This window comes from Psychrobacter sp. WY6, assembly GCF_018448495.1.
Taxonomy (GTDB): domain Bacteria; phylum Pseudomonadota; class Gammaproteobacteria; order Pseudomonadales; family Moraxellaceae; genus Psychrobacter.
Map to the genome: position 1 here is coordinate 658229 of NZ_CP049902.1, position 17773 is coordinate 676001.

The window sequence follows — 17773 nt, forward strand, 5'->3', positions numbered from 1 at the left end:
AGCATAAAAAAGGCAGATTATATTATGGATAATCTACCTTCTACTAAATTAAATATTCACTTCACGTTTATCGCCTACTTACACATTCCACTCGACGAAATTTTTCAACAACTGCAAGCCAGCAGTATGACTTTTTTCTGGGTGAAACTGGGTGGCAAATAAATTGTCTTGGATGACACTGGCACAAAACGGTTGACCATAGTCACATATCGCTGCCACTTGTGAGCTGTTAGTAGGCTCGCAATAATAGCTATGCACAAAGTAAAAATGCGCATTGTCATCAATACCCTGCCACAATGGGTGGTCAAAATCCATACCGCTAATGGTATTCCAACCCATATGCGGTACTTTGATGGTAGCGCCCTGCTGATCCTTCCACATCGGGTCAAATGCTTCTACAGTGCCGTTTAAGATACCCAAGCAGTCTGTACCACCATTTTCAGCGGACTGCTCAAACAATGCCTGCATGCCCACACAAATAGCCATAACGGGCTTATTAAACACCGCATGGCGTATGACGTCATCAATCCCTGCTTCATGCATGCCAGCGATACAGTCACGCATCGCACCGACACCGGGGAAGACAATCTTGTCTGCCGCAGCGACAACCTTAGGATCATTGGTGATAGAGACTTCTGCCTGCCCTACCACTGACAAGGCTTTACTGGCGGAATGCAAATTACCCATGCCATAATCTAGTAGCGCTATTTTGGTTACTTTAGCCATTAAAACGCCTCTTTAGTCGATGGTAGCGTATTAAGTGCACGCTCATCATATTCACAAGCCATACGTAGGGCGCGAGCAAAAGCCTTAAAGGTTGATTCGATTTGATGATGGCTGTTTTTTTTGCCTTTGAGATTGTCTAAATGCACCGTCATCCAAGAATGATTGACGAAACCATAGAAAAACTCACTGAACAAATCAACATCGAAATTACCGACATGCGAACGGGTAAAGGGAATGTCCATGTGTAAACCCGGACGCCCTGATAGATCGACGACAGCGCGGGTCAATGATTCATCGAGCGGCGCATAAAAATGCCCATAACGACGAATGCCTTTTTTGTCACCCAATGCTTTGTTAAATGCTTGTCCAAGGGTAATACCAGTATCCTCAACGCTATGATGGTCATCGATAAAGGTATCACCGTTGCATTTAATTTCTAAGTCAAACAAACCGTGACGCTTGATTTGGTCAATCATATGATCCAAAAACGGCACGCCAGTATCTACAACCCCTTGACCCGTACCATCAAGATTGACGGTACAAGTCACTTGGGTCTCAGCAGTAATGCGCTCAACGGTCGCAATACGTTCAGGGCGACCGTGTAGATTTAGGTGGTTTTTCGGTACATTTTGCTCAGGTGTATCAGCAGTCGTCATTGCATTGGCGGTCATGGCTACTCTCTATCAGTTTTTTATCAGTGAAAAGCGGTCAATAAATAAGGCGAAACATGCCTAAATATTTTACTAGTGTCTGGATCAGCGCTAGCAAAAAATGTATTAGAAAATGATATATACAAAAGATATCAAGGTATTAGGGTTTGTACGTACTAAATATCATCTAGCCTCATCATAGCAAACCCTAACATTTACTGCCACGACCAAGCGGTAAACCACGCACAAAATTACCGCATTCTGCTAAAATAGTGTGTTCAGTATTATTAATCATGACTTGCACTGACTTTTAGATATCATATTCTACAGCCCACTTTCTATGACTTTTTGCCGTGTTATAACTTTGTGCTGTGTCATACTGCTACTTTATACGATAGAAACTCTCTGTTTATAGGAACTGCTATGCCTTTAGAAGCGATCGCCATTAATAGCTTGGATGCACCACTTATCAAAAAACCTGCGCGCGACAATGAGCTAGCAGAGCGCTTGCAGGCATTATATGATAGCGATGATGCGCAGCCTGATGGTATCGAGGTATTAAATATCGTTGAGCAGGGTTTTAAGCGCGGGCAATATCTATATGTCGGTATGTTTAATGACAAGCCTATCGCTGCAGTTGCCTGTTTTGATGATGGGCAAACCGACGCCAAGCGTCTGCAATATTTAACGGTACATCAGCAAAATCGCGGTCGCGCTATCGATGCTAAGTTTATTAAACTGGTTTATGATGCCGAGGTAAAAAAAGGCGTACGTCAATTTGTCCCTGCCGATGCGGATATCCATCGTATTATGAGCGAGTATGATTTACTGCGTGTTAAAGACTAAATCGAGAGCAAAAACTGTTAATTTTGCCAATATTTGATTATTTATCGTCTTTTATCTTCTATTATGCAAAAACTACTTGACAGCAACGCCTATATTTAGTTTAATAGCGCCTCAACGAAGACGGCTCGATAGCTCAGTCGGTAGAGCAACGGATTGAAAATCCGTGTGTCGGCAGTTCGAACCTGCCTCGAGCCACCATTCGTTTAAGAATTCTAAAAAGCCCCAAACAGCAATGTTCGGGGCTTTTTTTATGTCTAAAATAAAAGCTTATGACAAACGCCTTCAATAACACCTCGCAACGTTCACGCGAGTCTAAGTCATAAACCGTCGCGCGGTAATCGATACCATGACGCCCTTCAAAAAATATCACTCTATCGCCCACTGCTAAAAAGCAAGAAGTGCGCGCATCATAAATGAAACCATCAATCACGAACGCCAAATCACGATCTATCTCGCGTACCGTATAAGTTTCTCCTTGCGGAATCAACCGCTCAAACCATGCGCTATGGGCAGCATTGGTGCTTAATACGCTGATGAGCAGCAGCACCGATCATAAATATACTTTTTAAAGACATCGTAACAGTCGAGCCAGCTAGACTGATTCTATTAAGGATGTTTTTATTAACTGTCATAACTTTAACCTACTCAGACCTGCTAAATGATTGATTCTATTCGCCATGCTTCTCATGCTAAACGCTTACTGTCACGGTTGCATAACATTTTTGTGCTGTTTTTTAGACAGCGGCGCTCAGTATACTCGATAGTATTGATAATGATAAATATGACAGATGACGAATACTAATAGGGAAAATCGATGAGAGCGTTCGATTACGATTTGGATTATAAAAACCTAGATTTGCGCGCGCAGCCTGAGCTGTATCGGGTCGGTCGCGGCGAGCAAGGCGTTTTATTGGTAGAGCCATATAAGTCTGAAATCCTGCCACACTGGCGCTTTGCGACCCCTGATATTGCGCTTGAGAGCAGCGAAACAATTTATCAGATGTTTTTGGACTATCTAGCGGCCGATGACTTTGTCGGTGCAGATATGGCGCGCAAATTTATTCAAATGGGCTATACCCGCGCCCGTCGTTACGCCAATCACAAAGGCGGCAAAAAGTATAAAGGTGCTGTTCCCGATGATAAAAAGGTCAGAGCGGCGCACATGGTCGCGAAGAGTTGCCACGACAAATCGAAGACCCAATCAAAGCAGAGTCGGCGCGCATATTTAAACAAAAATGGGACGAGTGTCGTGAGAACGAAGATTATCTAAGAATGAAAAAGGAACATCGCGAACGTTATAAAGAGGTTGAATAAGCATAAAATATATCAATGAAAATTATCCTCAGCCTGAAAAGATAGAAATACTTATAATGACAGACTGTTAAATAATTGAATTCATGATTTGCTGTGCTAAGGTAATGAGGGCTTGGAGCTAATACTCCAAAAAAGTATAAAATTGATAGCGTGGGCAAATAATAATGACTGTAGATATTAAGCAACTTTTGATTTTTGATTTTGATGGCACGCTCATTGATAGTGTGCCAGATTTGGCTGATTCGACTAATGCGATGTTAACCACGCTGGGCAAAAAGACTTACCCTATCGAGACCATACGAAACTGGATAGGCAACGGCTCAAGATTGCTGGTAGAGCGCGCACTAGTAGGTAAGGTAGAAGTGTTAGAAGGCGAGTTGACGGTCGAGGAAGCCAATCACGCAGAGCACCTTTTTTGAGTCTTACAAAAATCTCAGTGGTAGCAAAACCGTTGCTTACCCAGATGTCGATAGCGGACTAAAAAAGCTAAAAGCGGCAGGATTTACGCTGGCGCTAGTGACCAATAAGCCGATTCGTTTTGTACCGAAAATATTGCAATCCTTTGGCTGGCAGGACTTATTCAGTGAAGTATTAGGCGGTGATAGTCTCTCAACTAAAAAGCCTGATCCAGCACCGCTATTGCATGTCTGTAAAGCGTTGAACGTCACTCCAGAACAAGCTGTGATGATTGGCGATTCTAGAAACGATATCTTAGCCGGACAAAATGCTAATATGGATACTTTCGGGCTGTCTTATGGTTATAATTATGGACAAGATATCCGTGAGCTAAATCCTACCGAAGCCTTTGATGACTTTGCGGCATTAGTAGAATATATTTTCAAAAATTATAAGATAGACAGCTAAAATTTGAACATTAGAATAATTCATTTAAGCCATTCTTTGAAATTATTATTTGCTCCGATAACTCAGCGCCTCAGACACATGAGCGCTTGTAATATCGATACTGTCAGCCAAATCAGCAATGGTACGCGCCACTCGCAATACTCGATGATAACCGCGTGCCGATAAGTTTAGACGCTGCTGAGCGAGCTGTAATAGTTGCTGTTCGCCCTCTCCTAGTTGGATATATTTATCAATCTCGCTAGGGCTAAGCTCATTATTGACCTTTTGTTGCCGCTGCATCTGATGTTTATGTGCGGCAATAACTCGAACGCGCACTTGTTCGGAGGTTTCGCCAGCTTGAGCATTTTGCAAGTCGGCAATTGGCAGCGCAGGTACAGTGATATGCAAATCAATGCGATCAAGCAGTGGACCTGATAGTTTGTCTTGGTAACGTTTAATCTGCTCAGGTCGACAGCGACAACGCCCTGAGGTATCGCCATCATAGCCGCATGGACATGGATTCATCATGGCAGCGACCAATTGGAAATTTGCCGGAAAAGTCATCTGCGAGTTGGCACGGCTAATAGTGATTTGCTTGGCTTCTAATGGCTGACGCAATACCTCAAGCACACTCCGATCAAACTCTGGCAATTCGTCAAGGAATAATACGCCTTTATTGGCAAGGGTAATTTCACCCGGTTTTGGTCGTGAGCCACCACCCACCAAAGCCACGGCTGATATAGTGTGATGAACTTGCCTAAATGGTCTTGTCCCATAATCATAATCGCTGTCTGCCACTGAATAAGTACTGGCAACTTCTAACGCATCCTCAGCACTCAAATCCGGCAATATGGTCGGTAGGCCAATGTTGCAATGAGCCGGGTGGCCCTGTGAACAACAGCGAATGACCACCAGCGGCGGCAATCTCTAGCGCGCGCCGAGCATGATGCTGTCCTTTGACATCAGCCAAGTCCACTTGATAGCCAACATGCTGCTGTGCTGGACTCGGTTGTACAACGTCCAAAGAGTCATAGGCTGCGCTTGGATTCGCTAACGACTGTAAGTGGTCACAAACTGTCTTTAAGCTTTGCGCGGCTAGTATCGTCACGCCATCCACACGGCTAGCCTCAGCACCATTATCAATCGGTACGATAAGCTGCGGTGTTTGTGGTTTGGCTGCGGTTCGCTCAGCTCTTGTTCAGTGATATTTGCCAGCTGCAATACCTTGGACGCCAGCGCCTCAGCTTTGATCGCTCGTGCCACCGCTAAGGCCTGTCACTTGCCGTAAATTCCCATTGAGCGCTAACTCACCGATAAACTCAAACCCTGATAATACTTCTGGATCCAATTGATCACTGGCTGCCAAGATTCCGATGGCAATCGGTAAATCAAGACGTGCGCCATCTTTAGGCAAATCAGCGGGGGCTAAATTGATAGTGAGACGACGATTAGGAAATTGAAAGCCAGAGTTCAGAATCGCAGAGCGTACACGGTCTTTACTCTCACGTACCGCCGCCTCCGGCAAACCGACGATGGTCAATGCTGGCAACCCTTGTGACAGATGCACCTCAATAATGACCTTGGGCGCATGCAGTCCGACGACTGAACGGGTATAGACTTGAGCAAACGACATCAGCATTTTCCTAATATAGGGAATAAATGATAATAGAGTATTATGTATCAGTGCGCAAATGTCATGTTTCCTTGTCTCATTTTATTTACTAGCATAGTTATCAACAGTTGTTATATGATAAACGAATGCTCTTTCGCTCAGTCTTATTCGGCTATGCTGCCCCAAAGATTATCCAAAGATTCTCACGCCTGTTAACCATGTTATTAACGTATTGGGTAATCTTAATCGCACTACAAAGCATTAAAGATTAGCAAGAGTATTGGCAATAAAAGGATTTTATTGATCATATAAAGTTTGTTGGCGGCTTTTTGCTGCAGATTTATATAACACCTACTTTATATAATACCTACTACCATGGACGGATAAGCTTATGAGCATAAAGAGGCATAATCGGCGTGTGCCCACACTCACGCTACTGACAGTAGCAGTCTCTTTAGGACTATTCGGCTGCTCAGACAGCGACAATAGTTTCAATGACGATGATGTCATACCACCTTCCACTAATTATGAAGCCGATATTCAGCACTGAGTTCGGTATACCGCACATCACCGCAAAGGATTACAAAGGCCTTGGTTATGGCGTCGGTTATGCATTCGCAGAAGATAATTTCTGCTCACTAGCGCGTGAAGTTGTAGTCGCTAGCGGTCAGAGTATGCTGTATCTAGGCGCTGACGGTAATTTGGCTAGCGATGCTTTTTATACGTGGTACAACACTGACAAGCGAAAAGCTGAATTTTTAGCAGCTCAAGACCCTGAAGTCATTGATGCTGTGACAGGTTATGCAGCAGGCTATAGCCGTTATCTACGTGATAAAGGCGTGGCTAATATCGATCCTGCTTGTGCCAATGCTGAATGGGTACGCGAGATTACTCTCGATGATTTATTGACGGTCTACGGTAAAGCCAATCTACGTGGTGGCTTATCTAATTTTGTCGGTCCCATTGTAGCAGCGGCACCGCCCTCTATTGCTGGCATTCAGGGTAGCTCAAGAATGCGTAGTGTTCCAGTCGCAAACCCTGTCGTAGAGTCAGCACCTGCATTCAATATGGATACGATTAATGCGATGAGTGGCGGTAGTAATGCCTATGCCTTTGGTAAGGAGGTGACTGGTACTAATAGCGGGGTCATGTATGGCAATCCACATGAGCCATGGGATGGCGTCCAACGCTTCTATCAATTTCACTTAACGATGCCAGGTGAGCTGGATGTGATGGGCGCGGCTCAGCAAGGTCAGCCTTTCCCTAACATCGGTTTTAATAAAGACGTGGCATGGAGCCATACCGTATCCACTGCCAAACGTTTTACGCTTTATCAGCTTAGCCTAGTTGACGGAGATCCTCTCAAATACAATTATACTAATAGCGCTGGTGTGACTGAGCAGCGCGATATCGAAACCGTTCCTGTCACTATTCAGCTACCAAATAATCAGACGCTTCACAATATTTGTCTCACCCAATATGGACCTATGTTAGCGGTCAATTTACTCAATGGTCAATTACCAGCATGGGGCGCTAATAATCTAGCTTATACTATCCGTGATGCCGCCTCTGAAAACCCAAGAGCACTCAATCAGTGGCGTAGTATGAATAAGGCTACGAGCATTGAGGACTTAGTCGATAGAATGCAAAGCGTCCTTGGTCTTGGATTTGTTAATACTATTGCTACCGACCGTAATGGTAAGGCACTCTATGCTGACATCTCAACCGTACCGAATGTGACCAAAGCTAAGCTTGAAGCTTGTAGTAGTGCTGCATCTGGCCCCTTCCTTGGTGCTTTAATTGCCTCTGACTTGCCAGCACTGAATGGTAGTACCGCTGCCTGTGAATGGGGAGTTGATACAGACTCACCGCAAGCGGGTATTTTTGGGCGCTCAAACTTACCTTTCTTGATCCGCGATGATTATGTTGCTAACTCGAACGATAGCTATTGGTTAAGCAATTTAGAGCAACCACTGACTGGATTTTCACCGCTCCTACGTCGTCGTTTAGCCCCCTTCTTAGGTGCTAGTCCAGCAGATGGTGTTCCATTGCTTATGCGCTCACGTATGGGACTGGTTCAAATACAAGATCGATTCAGTAATAAAGATAACTTGGGCGGTACTAACTTCAATTTAAACAATATGCAAGAGGTCGTCTATGGTAACCGCAGTTATGTCGCTGAGTTGGTACTCGACGACGTATTAGCAGATTGTCGAGCGAATGCTAACTTACCTTTGACGGGTGGCTCTACTATTGATGCAACTAATGCTTGTAATATCTTGAGTAATTGGGATCGTCGTAATAATTTAGATAGCAAAGGTGCTCATGTCTTTAGAGAATTTTGGCGTAATGTGGATTTCAATGAAACGACGGATACGATATTCAGTGTTAAGTTCGATGCAAAAGACCCAGTCAATACGCCTCGTGGTTTAATTATTAGTTCGGATACACGTACTGCTTTAGGAGATTCCATTAAGTTCTTCCAAGATAAAAATATCGCTCTTGATGCGTCTTTATCTGATTTGCAGTATATCGTTGATACTGGTAAAAACGGCGAGCGTATTGCTATGCATGGTGGCTTTGGTCGTGAAGGTGTATTCAATGTTGCAGAAACGAGAGGCACAAGCGCTAATGATGGCGCAAACTACCTCATTAATTTTGGTCCGACATATATGCAAACCGTTACCTTTGATAGCGGTGGCCCTGTAGCAGAAGCATTACTAGGTTACTCGCAAGCTTCTGATACTACTCGACCGTTCCATCGTGACCAGAGTCGTCGCTACTCACTAAAAATGGATTCGCCTACCCTTCAATGCTAGTGACGTTAGCAACCAAGCCGTTGGCAATAAAATTCAGCTAAAAGAATAAGTTTGACGTAACTTAAATTAATGATAACTTAAATTAATGAGTACTTAAATTAGTGATAAAAAGACCTCAGATATATGCTGAGGTTTTTTTCACTTTATGGAAGCAGCCTGTTTGAATATCGTCGATTCATCATGATGCCAGCACTTAGCCAGCTAACCGCAAGAGGGGTATGAGTATAATTGCCAAAACCAAATGGACTTATCATAGACAGTTTGTATGTAAGAAAACTCGCCCACCACCCCACTGCAAACAAGGATTTGTTATACTAGTGCTTATTGATGGCTATCAATTTAGCAGCATATAGCGCTGTGAAAATTATTATTGATAACAGACTTATTATGGTTATTAACCATCTATCAAACACCTACTGGCTTTCAGATATTTGGTCGTTAGAGATGTAAGAACAGTAATACTCAAGGTCAAAACGAGGAGTACCGCATGACAGAACATTCAGAATTAAATACTCAGCAGCCTTACAATCGTGCAGGAGAGCAACCGACCACGACACGCCCTGTTATGCAATCAGAAAGTCCTTATGCCAGTACGCGTGGCAGTATGATGAGTAAGCAGCTACCTGCCTTTGATGAAGCTATCATTAATAAATACAATCGTTCAGGACCACGTTATACCTCCTATCCGACCGCTTTAGAGTTCTCACCCATCTCTGATGGTCTTGAGGCAAAGATCCTTCAGAACCGTGAAGCTCGTGCACCACTGTCTTTATATTTTCATATTCCTTTTTGTCGTCGTCACTCTATTACTGCGCTTGCAATAAAATTATCACCAAGAAAAATAGCGACTCAGGCGATTATTTGCAGTATTTAATCGCTGAGATTAAGCACAAACGCCGCCTGCTATCTGTCCCAGAAGGTAGTAGCAAACCCCTCGTTAAACAGCTGCATTTGGGTGGGGGTACGCCAACATTTTTGCGTGATGAAGAAATGGTTCAACTGTGGGAGTTTTTACAAACTCAGTTTGAATTCTTACCTGAAGACAAAGGCGATTACTCTATTGAAATTGACCCACGTGAGCTGAGTGGCGAGACGTTAAAAGTATTGCGTAACCTTGGCTTTAACCGTATCAGTTTAGGTGTACAAGACCTCGATGAAACGGTACAAATCGCCGTCAATCGTGTACATTCAGCAGAGCTCATTGAAAATGTGTTAAATGAGGCACGTGATCTAGGTTTTCACTCTATCAATATCGACCTAATTTATGGTTTGCCGCATCAAACACCCGCAACCTTGGATAAAACGGTACGCCGTATCATCGAGATGTCGCCGGATCGCTTGTCAGTATTTAATTATGCACACTTGCCAGAACGTTTTAAGGCCCAGCGCCAGATTAAAGAAGCCGATTTGCCAGACCCAGCAGCCAAGCTGACGATGCTTGGCAATACTATCAATACGCTGACCGAAGCTGGCTATCAATATATCGGTATTGATCACTTCGCCAAGCCTGATGATGAATTAGCCGTGGCGCAGCGTGAGGGCAAACTGCATCGTAACTTTCAAGGTTATACCATCATGGGCGATTGTGATTTATTGGGCTTCGGCGTCTCCTCTATCAGTCAAATTGCCAATGCCAATACCCGCTATATTTTGCAAAATGATACAGATTTATCAGTTTATCAAGCAAATATCGATGCTGCACAAAATAACTCGGCTGTCATGCCTGCGGTAAAAGTCATCAAAACATCTATCAAAGATCGCTTGCGTGAATATGTGATTATGAATCTACTCTGTCACGACTATATCGACTTTAAAGACGTCAATCAAAAATTTGGTATCGATGCCATCACTTACTTTATCAATGAGATTCAACAACTTAGCGCCATGCAAGAAGACAAGCTCATCGATATGGACGCGGCTGGTATTCGCGTGCTACCAAAAGGTCGATTATTAGGTCGTAACGTCGCCATGGTATTTGATGAATATCTTGAGAAAAACATAAGAATCGTTTCTCAAAAGTTATTTGATTGTTTTGTTCCATAAATTAAAAGCAGTCATAAAAAAGACCTTAATCGAGGTCTTTTTTATGGTGTTTAATAAAGCTGATGATTGACGAAAAATACCTCTAGGGCGTGTCCTCATTTCAAAAATGGTGATAAAAATGAGATAAATTGCAGTCAAACGAGGAAAATAGCGCAGATAATATCGGGATATTAACCAGCTATTTAACGATGTTTGGCAAAATTTAGCCATTTTTAGCCCGTTTAGATATGATCAATTGAATTGAGGACATGCCCTAGCCTACTCAGTAGCCATCACCACATTCAGAAGGCATCACCATATATAGCCTATTTGCATCTTCTATTGTTTTTTCACTGTCTAAATATTTTTGCTCAATTGTGCTTTTAGCGTTGGCAATCATTGAATCCGTCATCGCAAAGTCATCGTCATTTAGTAAACCCAATGAGCCGTCTCGACGCAACCACAAACCTTCTAACTTATCATGCGGATACTCTACAGTCGCGAGAACGTCGACTGCCAAGGTTTTCTTGACTGGTTTGATTGCCAATTCCTTCAGCAATTGCCAATTTTTTTCATCGGCTGCAATAAGCTGCTCAAGCGTTTGTCCATTGATCATTAAACCTAATACATGATCTTGCTTGATATTATCTGTATTTAAAATATTCTCAATATCAGTCGCCTGCGAGAGGTCAATTTTATAAATGAGCTTTTGCGCAGACTTGTCTTGTAGCGGAAACTTGCGATCATGTTCAATCAAATAAAACTCATGATTATTAATCGCAACGATACCTGAAGTCACATGGTGAGCATGATCGAGACGATAAATACTGTGCTATTTGACCAGAGTATAGATTGATAGTGACGATGCGCGTCAAAACTAGAGACACGACCTGACTTATCAGGGTTGTCCATAGAAGACTCCATAATACCCACCAGTGTGCTCTGATCTGGAGTAATCGTTAATGCCTCCATACCGCGATTTGCACGACGTTTGGTGAATTCTGCGGGTAGAAAATCGGGTGACCATTAACAATTACATTATTGCGCTGATCGCTGGCAAAGGCATTGATACGCTCAATCTCCACCCCTGCGCATTATAATGAACCAAATGAGGACCATACTCATCACTGATCCAAAAACTATCATCTGTGAGCGCAGCAAGTCCTTCAGGATCTAAACATTGATATCGTTTTGATAGGATTGGTCACTGCATCAAAAGGTAGGGTTGGGATTCATGGTCATCGGCTGGCCGTCGACATCGTAAGGGACTTACTTCGTTCCGCCGAGTGCTGTGGATTCGGTAGCCCAGAGATAGGATTGCCATTTTCGTCTTTTAGCAGTATCTCTTTGATCTTAATAATTTGCCCAGTTGCTTGTAGCTCAAACAGTCCGATGCGCGGTGTATAGTCAGGTACTAAAAACTGTTTACCTTTGCCTGCACTACCTTCGAAATCCGCATTGGGACCGCGATCGGTGAGCACATAAAATTGCTTGGCATTGGTTGGATGAGCCGCTGCATCTGAGCCCCACCCCCTCTAATCTCAAGCTTCCTCTCAGGATACGCAGCATTGATATGCGTACCATCGAGCACGGTATAAGGTAGTGCAATGCCTTGGATAAAGTCTTTTATTTGAATGATTTCTGTATTAATATTTTTTATAGTCATTTTTATCCCTGATATATTTTATTCTTGTTAAACGAACCATATGAGTAATTTATTAGATGTAGCGTTCAGCACAATTGACAGTCGAAAAAATAGCCAGCGCCTAATAAGCTCACTGACCATTTTAAGAGTTAATGCTATAACACATGGCTACACATTATTTATTAAACCTTAAGCTTGTCACCCACCATACCCTTGATGGTACTTAAAATATCAGCAGGTAATACCACCATTTTTGCATTGTCAGACTCTGCCAGCTCACGAATCGCCTTAATATATTGTTCACCAAGTAAGTAGACAATAGGCATCTCTTCCTCGCCCATTGCATTAGTAATCAAGCGAATAGACTCTTCAGAACCTCTCGCCAATACCACTTGTGCTTCGGCATCACGACGTGACGCCTCTAAACGTCCATCTGCCTCTAAGATAGCCGCTTGCTTTTGACCATCAGCACGAGTCACTGTCGCACGGCGCAGACGCTCTGCCGCTGCCTGCTCTTCCATTGATGCTTGCATCGTTTGCGATGGATTAATATCTTGAATTTCTACTGTCTTTAGGGTGATACCCCAGTCCGCAATATCTTCTGATATCGCATGCTTTAGCTTCATTTTGATTTCATCACGGCTAGATAATGCACTATCAAGATCCATCTCACCGATAATTGAACGTAGTGACGTCTGCACCAAATTACGAATACCATATTCATAATCTTCAATGCCATAAACGGCCTTATCTGGGCGCACGATATTGATATACGCCACGGCGTTGGCAATGATAACAACGTTGTCTCGCGTAATGACCTCTTGTGAGGGAATATCAAGAACAATGTCTTTGGTCGTCACTTTATAAGCGACATCATCAACGAAAGGAATATAAGGTTGAGACCTGGCTCTAGTGTTTGGCTATATTTGCCCAATCGCTGCACCACCCACTTATAGCCTTGTGGCACGATTCGAACGCCTTTGAAAACCGTAAAGACAACCAGTGCAACCAAAACCACCATGACAATGCTAAAGCTTTCCATAATTCATCCTTATTATTATAATTGCATGTCTTTATTAATCGCTGCCTGCGATTTCATACTGCTCACAATCAGCTCATTACCGACAATATCGGTCACCACCACTCGATCGCCGACCGCCACCGGCTCACCCGTAGTGCGGCACATCCACTCCGCTGCCCCAACAATAGGAACACTGAATCTGACGGTGCCCGCTCTATCTGGCTGTGGCTGGACGATAATCATGCCAGTTTCACCAACGATAACACTACCACCCAAGCCTGCTTTGGTGCGATCTACTGATAAGGGTTTAATAAACTTGAACCATGCCAGCAAGAATATGGCAGAAAGCACCAACCAAATAATAATTTGCACAGAGACAGAAATAGGCAATAGCCACGAAAGCGCGGCAACGATGATGGCAGCGGCACCAAACCAAAGGCTGGCGAATGTCGGCACAAACATCTCAATGATCAGCAATATGAAACCTAAGACTAACCAGTGCCAAGGTTCAATCATCCAAAGCATCTCCATCATCACTACATTCCCTATCTTTATCATTCTAACTTTTAATGTAGCACTTTTTGTTAGTAATTTCTTAAAAATCATCAATATATGATGTGTATACTTCGAAAAAAGTAAGAAACACATATTAAAACTTAGAGCATAAAAAAACGACCGCCAAAGCGATCGTTTCTTTTTTCTTTAATCAACTTATTAAAACTTAATGTGAGCACCTAAAGTTAATAGAGTAATATCTTCAGCGACATAATCATATTCAGCTTCAACGCTCATGCTAGGGTTAAAGTTATAACCCAAACCAATACCACCAGCAACACCACTATCGCTATCGCTTTCACTAATAGTGTTTCCAAGTACGTCACTTAAAGACGCATCAATCTCAGCTTTAGCAAACCCTAACTTACCTTTGGCATATAAACCAGTATTAGGGAATTGATAACGGTAAGTACCGTAAGCACCATAAGTTTTAAGGTCATATTCACCCTTAAGAAGTCTGGTACCTGTATCAATATCAGTGTCACTAGAGCCTACATATTCAACTTCAGCACCAAAGTTAGGATCAAAGTTATAACCAGCAAATACCATAAGCAGTAGGATCATCTAGATCATCAGCATCTACCATGAACTTACCAGCTTTTACACCAACATACGGCTGACCTGCATAGTTAACTGCCGCTTGCGCGCTGACACTCAATAAAGAGCCAACTGATAGGGCGATCAAAGCTTTTTGTAAAGTATTCATATATCTTCCTGTTAAATAAAACTAAAAATACCATCTGAATGAAAATAACAGAGCATATAAGTTAGCTGAACTATTGTCGAATTCGAGATATTAACAGAACCTTATTTCGAATGCACTCTTTTTTAATGACGCTTACAGTGTTTTTTATCGTACAAAAAAACGCACCTCGAAGGGTGCGTTTTTTAGTTATCATACTGCTAATCAAAAACTTAGAATTTTAGCTGAGCACCAACAGTCATTAGATCTGCATCGCTACCTAACATGTCATATTCAGCTTCAACACTGAAGTTTGGGTTAACCGAATAACCAAGGCCTACACCACCTGCAAGGCTGGTATCGTCGTTAGAAATGGTTTTTCTATTAGAGTCTTCAACGATATAGTTACCTTCGATTTCAGTCTTAGCAACACCTAGCTTACCTTTGGCATATAGCGCAGTATTTGGGAACTGATAACGATAAGTACCATACGCGCCATAGCTCTTGGCATCGATATCACCGTTGTAATAATCGGCATCGCCTGAACCTACATATTCTGCTTCGATACCAAAGTTAGGATCAAAGTTGTAACCACCATAGACACCATAAGCGGTTGGCTTATCAGCACCGTTTACATCTAAGTCAAACTGACCGACTTTTACACCAACGTATGGCTGACCAGTGTAACCGTTGCCATAAGATACGGCGGCTTGTGCACCCATGCTTAATAAAGAACCAGCTGCTAATGCAAGTAACGTTTTTTGTAAAGTTTTCATAGTGTTCCCCTAGGGTTATATTTTTAATTATTCGTCTATAAAGTATCTGGATGAGAAAAAATTATCGTTGCCATCTTCTATCACTCGTTTAGCTGATAAATCGTTTTGGCTTTAGAACTTCAACTGAGCGCCAACAGTAAGTAGTTTGGCATCGACATCACTGTCCATCATTGAGTATTCAGCTTCGACACCAAAGTTAGGATTCACTGAGTAACCAAGACCTACACCACCAGCAAGACCTGTGTCGCTGCTAGATCTCGAAACTTTAGCTGGACCAACGGTGTAATCACCTTCTACTTCAGTTTTAGCAACCCCTAGCTTACCTTTGGCGTATAAGCCAGTGTTTGGGAACTGGTAGCGTGCCGTACCATATGCGCCATAAGTTTTGGCATCAAGATCACCGTTTCTGTAATCAGCATCATCTGAACCTACATACTCTGCTTCGACACCGAAGTTTTGATCGAAGTTATAACCACCGTAGACACCATAAGCAGTTGGATCGTCTGCATTGTCGATATCTAGATCAAACTGACCGACTTTGACGCCGACATACGGCTGACCAGTGTAACCGTTGCTATAAGAAGTAGCGGCCTGTGCGCCAACAGTTAACAAAGAACCAGCTGCTAGTGCAAGTAGCGTTTTTTGTAGAGTTTTCATTATTAGCTCCTTAAAATCAATTTGGACAAACAAGTTATCTATTTATATTGGCTTTTATAGCCCTATCGCCTTGTTTGCTAACGATGGGTATATAGTAACAAACTATTTCAAGTCGTCTGTCAGTGTTTGATGGTATGAGAGTTAAGATTTGCAAGTATTTATCAGTGCTTGGGTTACAAAGGCAAAGATATGAAATCTTTTGTTACAACCACTGAGTTTATGCAATAATCCCTACTCATTTCATCGCCTTTCTAGCAGAAATAAGCATAAAACAATAAGAGATACCGAATATTTTAAGGTAAAAATAATGACTGGACGTATAACTAGCCGCCTACAAGAAGCGCTTACAGCACTCAAAGCCACCCAACAATATCGTCAATTACCCAATCTCCAACATCATGGGCGATACGTTATTAGCGAAGGTCAAACCTTACTCAATATCGCCAGTAACGATTATCTGGGCTTAGGCGGCGACACCGCATTACAAAACGAATTTCTCAGTCAACTAACACTGTTATCAGTCGCACAAGTGCCTAAAATGAGTGCGACGTCCTCACGCTTGCTCACTGGAAATGATGCACAGCTACAAGCGCTAGAGTCTGAGCTGCAGGAATGGTATCAAACCGCTGTCGGCAAACGTGATATCTCTGCCTCAAAATCGGTGTTGGTATTGAATAGCGGCTATCATGCCAATCTTGGTATATTGCCAGCCCTGACAGCCTTGCCAGTCAAAACACTGATCTTAGCTGACAAGCTGGTACATGCCAGCATTATCGATGGGTTGCGGTTGAGCCAAAGCAAACTTGTCAGCTATCGTCGTTATCGTCACAATGATTATGAACACTTGGCGACGTTTATTGAGCAAGCAGCGCCAGACATTGAGCGCATCATTATTGTCACTGAGAGCATCTTTAGTATGGATGGTGATCGTGCGGATTTATGTCAACTGGTACACTTAAAAGCTAGCGATGCTCGTATCGAACTGTATGTCGATGAGGCTCATGCCATCGGTGTATTAGGTGATACAGGCTTGGGACTAGCGGAAGAAACGCAGACATTGGCTGATATTGACTATTTGGTCGGTACTTTCGGTAAAGCGTTTGCCTCGGTGGGTGCTTATATCATGTGCGATGATGTCGTCAAGCAATGGCTAATTAACCGCATGCGCCCGCTAATTTTTAGTACTGCATTACCCCCTATCAATCACGCATGGACGCGATTTATTTTAGCAAAAATGCCAATGCTAAATAATCAACGGGCGCATTTAGCGCGGTTGTCTACCAAGCTTAGTCAAGCCATCGAGCCAAGATACCGTGCGTTCCAAAACACCCAGCATCCACACTATGAATCACCGATTGTGCCTTATATCTTGGGCGACAATGCCAGCACGCTTGCCAAAGCACAACAATTGCAAGCAGCAGGTTTTTACGCACTGCCTATCAGGCCACCCACTGTGCCTATAAATACCGCTCGTATCCGTTTGGTGATGAATGCCAAGCTGACAGATGAAGACTGCGAACAATTGATACAACAATTATAAATCTGTTGTTATACATCAGCGACGTCAGTCCTGCTATCGATTGATAATTGGCTCACTTGGATATA

The 17773-nt window shown here is 43.0% G+C and carries 15 protein-coding genes, 1 tRNA gene and 5 pseudogenes; 8 read left to right on the plus strand and 13 right to left on the minus strand.

The features are described 5' to 3' along the window. Nucleotides 1-78 precede the first annotated feature (78 nt). Nucleotides 79-726: an imidazole glycerol phosphate synthase subunit HisH gene (hisH, locus tag G7Y90_RS03230; RefSeq protein WP_250163368.1), complete on the minus strand. Its 648-nt coding sequence runs from the start codon at nucleotides 724-726 to the stop codon at nucleotides 79-81. Further along, the gene (gene hisB, locus G7Y90_RS03235; protein ID WP_250163369.1) at nucleotides 726-1397 is read right to left on the minus strand and encodes an imidazoleglycerol-phosphate dehydratase HisB; all 672 of its coding nucleotides are present in this window, start codon (nucleotides 1395-1397) and stop codon (nucleotides 726-728) included. Before hisB ends, hisH begins: the two co-directional genes overlap by 1 nt. A 402-nt stretch (nucleotides 1398-1799) precedes the next feature. Between hisB and G7Y90_RS03240 the strand changes: the two genes are divergently transcribed. The 4 genes and pseudogenes from G7Y90_RS03240 to G7Y90_RS03255 all read left to right on the plus strand — a co-directional run bounded on the left by G7Y90_RS03240 (nucleotide 1800) and on the right by G7Y90_RS03255 (nucleotide 4400). Continuing rightward, the gene (locus G7Y90_RS03240) at nucleotides 1800-2222 is read left to right on the plus strand and encodes a hypothetical protein (RefSeq protein ID WP_250163370.1); all 423 of its coding nucleotides are present in this window, start codon (nucleotides 1800-1802) and stop codon (nucleotides 2220-2222) included. 122 nt (nucleotides 2223-2344) lie between these two features. Further along, nucleotides 2345-2420 (plus strand) — tRNA-Phe (locus G7Y90_RS03245). Between the two features lie 616 nt (nucleotides 2421-3036). After that, nucleotides 3037-3536 (plus strand): annotated as a pseudogene (locus G7Y90_RS03250) (DUF4385 domain-containing protein). A gap of 164 nt (nucleotides 3537-3700) precedes the next feature. Continuing rightward, nucleotides 3701-4400 (plus strand): annotated as a pseudogene (locus tag G7Y90_RS03255) (phosphoglycolate phosphatase). A gap of 45 nt (nucleotides 4401-4445) precedes the next feature. Here the strand turns inward: G7Y90_RS03255 and G7Y90_RS03260 are convergent. After that, a pseudogene (locus G7Y90_RS03260) lies at nucleotides 4446-6012 on the minus strand (YifB family Mg chelatase-like AAA ATPase). A 370-nt stretch (nucleotides 6013-6382) separates the two neighbouring features. On the opposite strand from G7Y90_RS03260, the gene G7Y90_RS03265 reads away from it, so the two are divergent. The 3 genes and pseudogenes from G7Y90_RS03265 (at nucleotide 6383) to hemN (ending at nucleotide 10837) form a co-directional block, all read left to right on the plus strand. Then, on the plus strand, nucleotides 6383-6541 hold the full coding sequence (locus G7Y90_RS03265) for a hypothetical protein (RefSeq protein WP_250163371.1): 159 nt from the start codon (nucleotides 6383-6385) through the stop codon (nucleotides 6539-6541). Then, on the plus strand, nucleotides 6519-8810 hold the full coding sequence (locus tag G7Y90_RS03270) for a penicillin acylase family protein (RefSeq protein ID WP_250163372.1): 2292 nt from the start codon (nucleotides 6519-6521) through the stop codon (nucleotides 8808-8810). The genes G7Y90_RS03265 and G7Y90_RS03270 overlap by 23 nt, the downstream gene beginning before the upstream one ends. Nucleotides 8811-9297: 487 nt before the next feature. Continuing rightward, nucleotides 9298-10837 (plus strand): annotated as a pseudogene (gene hemN / locus G7Y90_RS03275) (oxygen-independent coproporphyrinogen III oxidase). Between the two features lie 278 nt (nucleotides 10838-11115). Here hemN and G7Y90_RS03280 read toward each other — a convergent pair. The 10 genes and pseudogenes from G7Y90_RS03280 to G7Y90_RS03320 form a co-directional block, all read right to left on the minus strand. Beyond that, nucleotides 11116-11631: an esterase-like activity of phytase family protein gene (locus G7Y90_RS03280; RefSeq protein WP_284143813.1), complete on the minus strand. Its 516-nt coding sequence runs from the start codon at nucleotides 11629-11631 to the stop codon at nucleotides 11116-11118. Beyond that, nucleotides 11628-11804: a hypothetical protein gene (locus G7Y90_RS17655; RefSeq protein WP_284143814.1), complete on the minus strand. Its 177-nt coding sequence runs from the start codon at nucleotides 11802-11804 to the stop codon at nucleotides 11628-11630. Before G7Y90_RS17655 ends, G7Y90_RS03280 begins: the two co-directional genes overlap by 4 nt. Before the next feature lie 61 nt (nucleotides 11805-11865). Further along, nucleotides 11866-12033: an esterase-like activity of phytase family protein gene (locus G7Y90_RS18385; RefSeq protein WP_349773410.1), complete on the minus strand. Its 168-nt coding sequence runs from the start codon at nucleotides 12031-12033 to the stop codon at nucleotides 11866-11868. A 37-nt stretch (nucleotides 12034-12070) separates the two neighbouring features. Continuing rightward, nucleotides 12071-12313 carry a hypothetical protein gene (locus G7Y90_RS03290; RefSeq protein WP_250163373.1) on the minus strand — a complete coding sequence of 81 codons (243 nt, stop codon included), beginning with the start codon at nucleotides 12311-12313 and terminating at the stop codon, nucleotides 12071-12073. 346 nt (nucleotides 12314-12659) lie between these two features. Further along, nucleotides 12660-13519 (minus strand): annotated as a pseudogene (locus G7Y90_RS03295) (SPFH domain-containing protein). Between the two features lie 15 nt (nucleotides 13520-13534). After that, the gene (locus tag G7Y90_RS03300; protein WP_087816353.1) at nucleotides 13535-14032 is read right to left on the minus strand and encodes an NfeD family protein; all 498 of its coding nucleotides are present in this window, start codon (nucleotides 14030-14032) and stop codon (nucleotides 13535-13537) included. Nucleotides 14033-14212: 180 nt separating this feature from the next. Beyond that, nucleotides 14213-14602, minus strand: coding sequence for an outer membrane protein (locus G7Y90_RS03305; protein WP_250163374.1), 390 nt, complete (start codon nucleotides 14600-14602; stop codon nucleotides 14213-14215). Next, complete coding sequence (locus G7Y90_RS03310) at nucleotides 14583-14759, minus strand: hypothetical protein (RefSeq protein ID WP_250163375.1); 177 nt, start codon at nucleotides 14757-14759, stop codon at nucleotides 14583-14585. Before G7Y90_RS03310 ends, G7Y90_RS03305 begins: the two co-directional genes overlap by 20 nt. A gap of 209 nt (nucleotides 14760-14968) precedes the next feature. Then, complete coding sequence (locus G7Y90_RS03315; RefSeq protein ID WP_045447596.1) at nucleotides 14969-15511, minus strand: porin family protein; 543 nt, start codon at nucleotides 15509-15511, stop codon at nucleotides 14969-14971. A 111-nt stretch (nucleotides 15512-15622) separates the two neighbouring features. Continuing rightward, nucleotides 15623-16168, minus strand: coding sequence for a porin family protein (locus G7Y90_RS03320; protein ID WP_045447593.1), 546 nt, complete (start codon nucleotides 16166-16168; stop codon nucleotides 15623-15625). Nucleotides 16169-16475: 307 nt separating this feature from the next. On the opposite strand from G7Y90_RS03320, the gene G7Y90_RS03325 reads away from it, so the two are divergent. Next, on the plus strand, nucleotides 16476-17708 hold the full coding sequence (locus G7Y90_RS03325) for an 8-amino-7-oxononanoate synthase (RefSeq protein ID WP_250163376.1): 1233 nt from the start codon (nucleotides 16476-16478) through the stop codon (nucleotides 17706-17708). The last annotated feature ends 65 nt before the right edge of the window (nucleotides 17709-17773 follow it).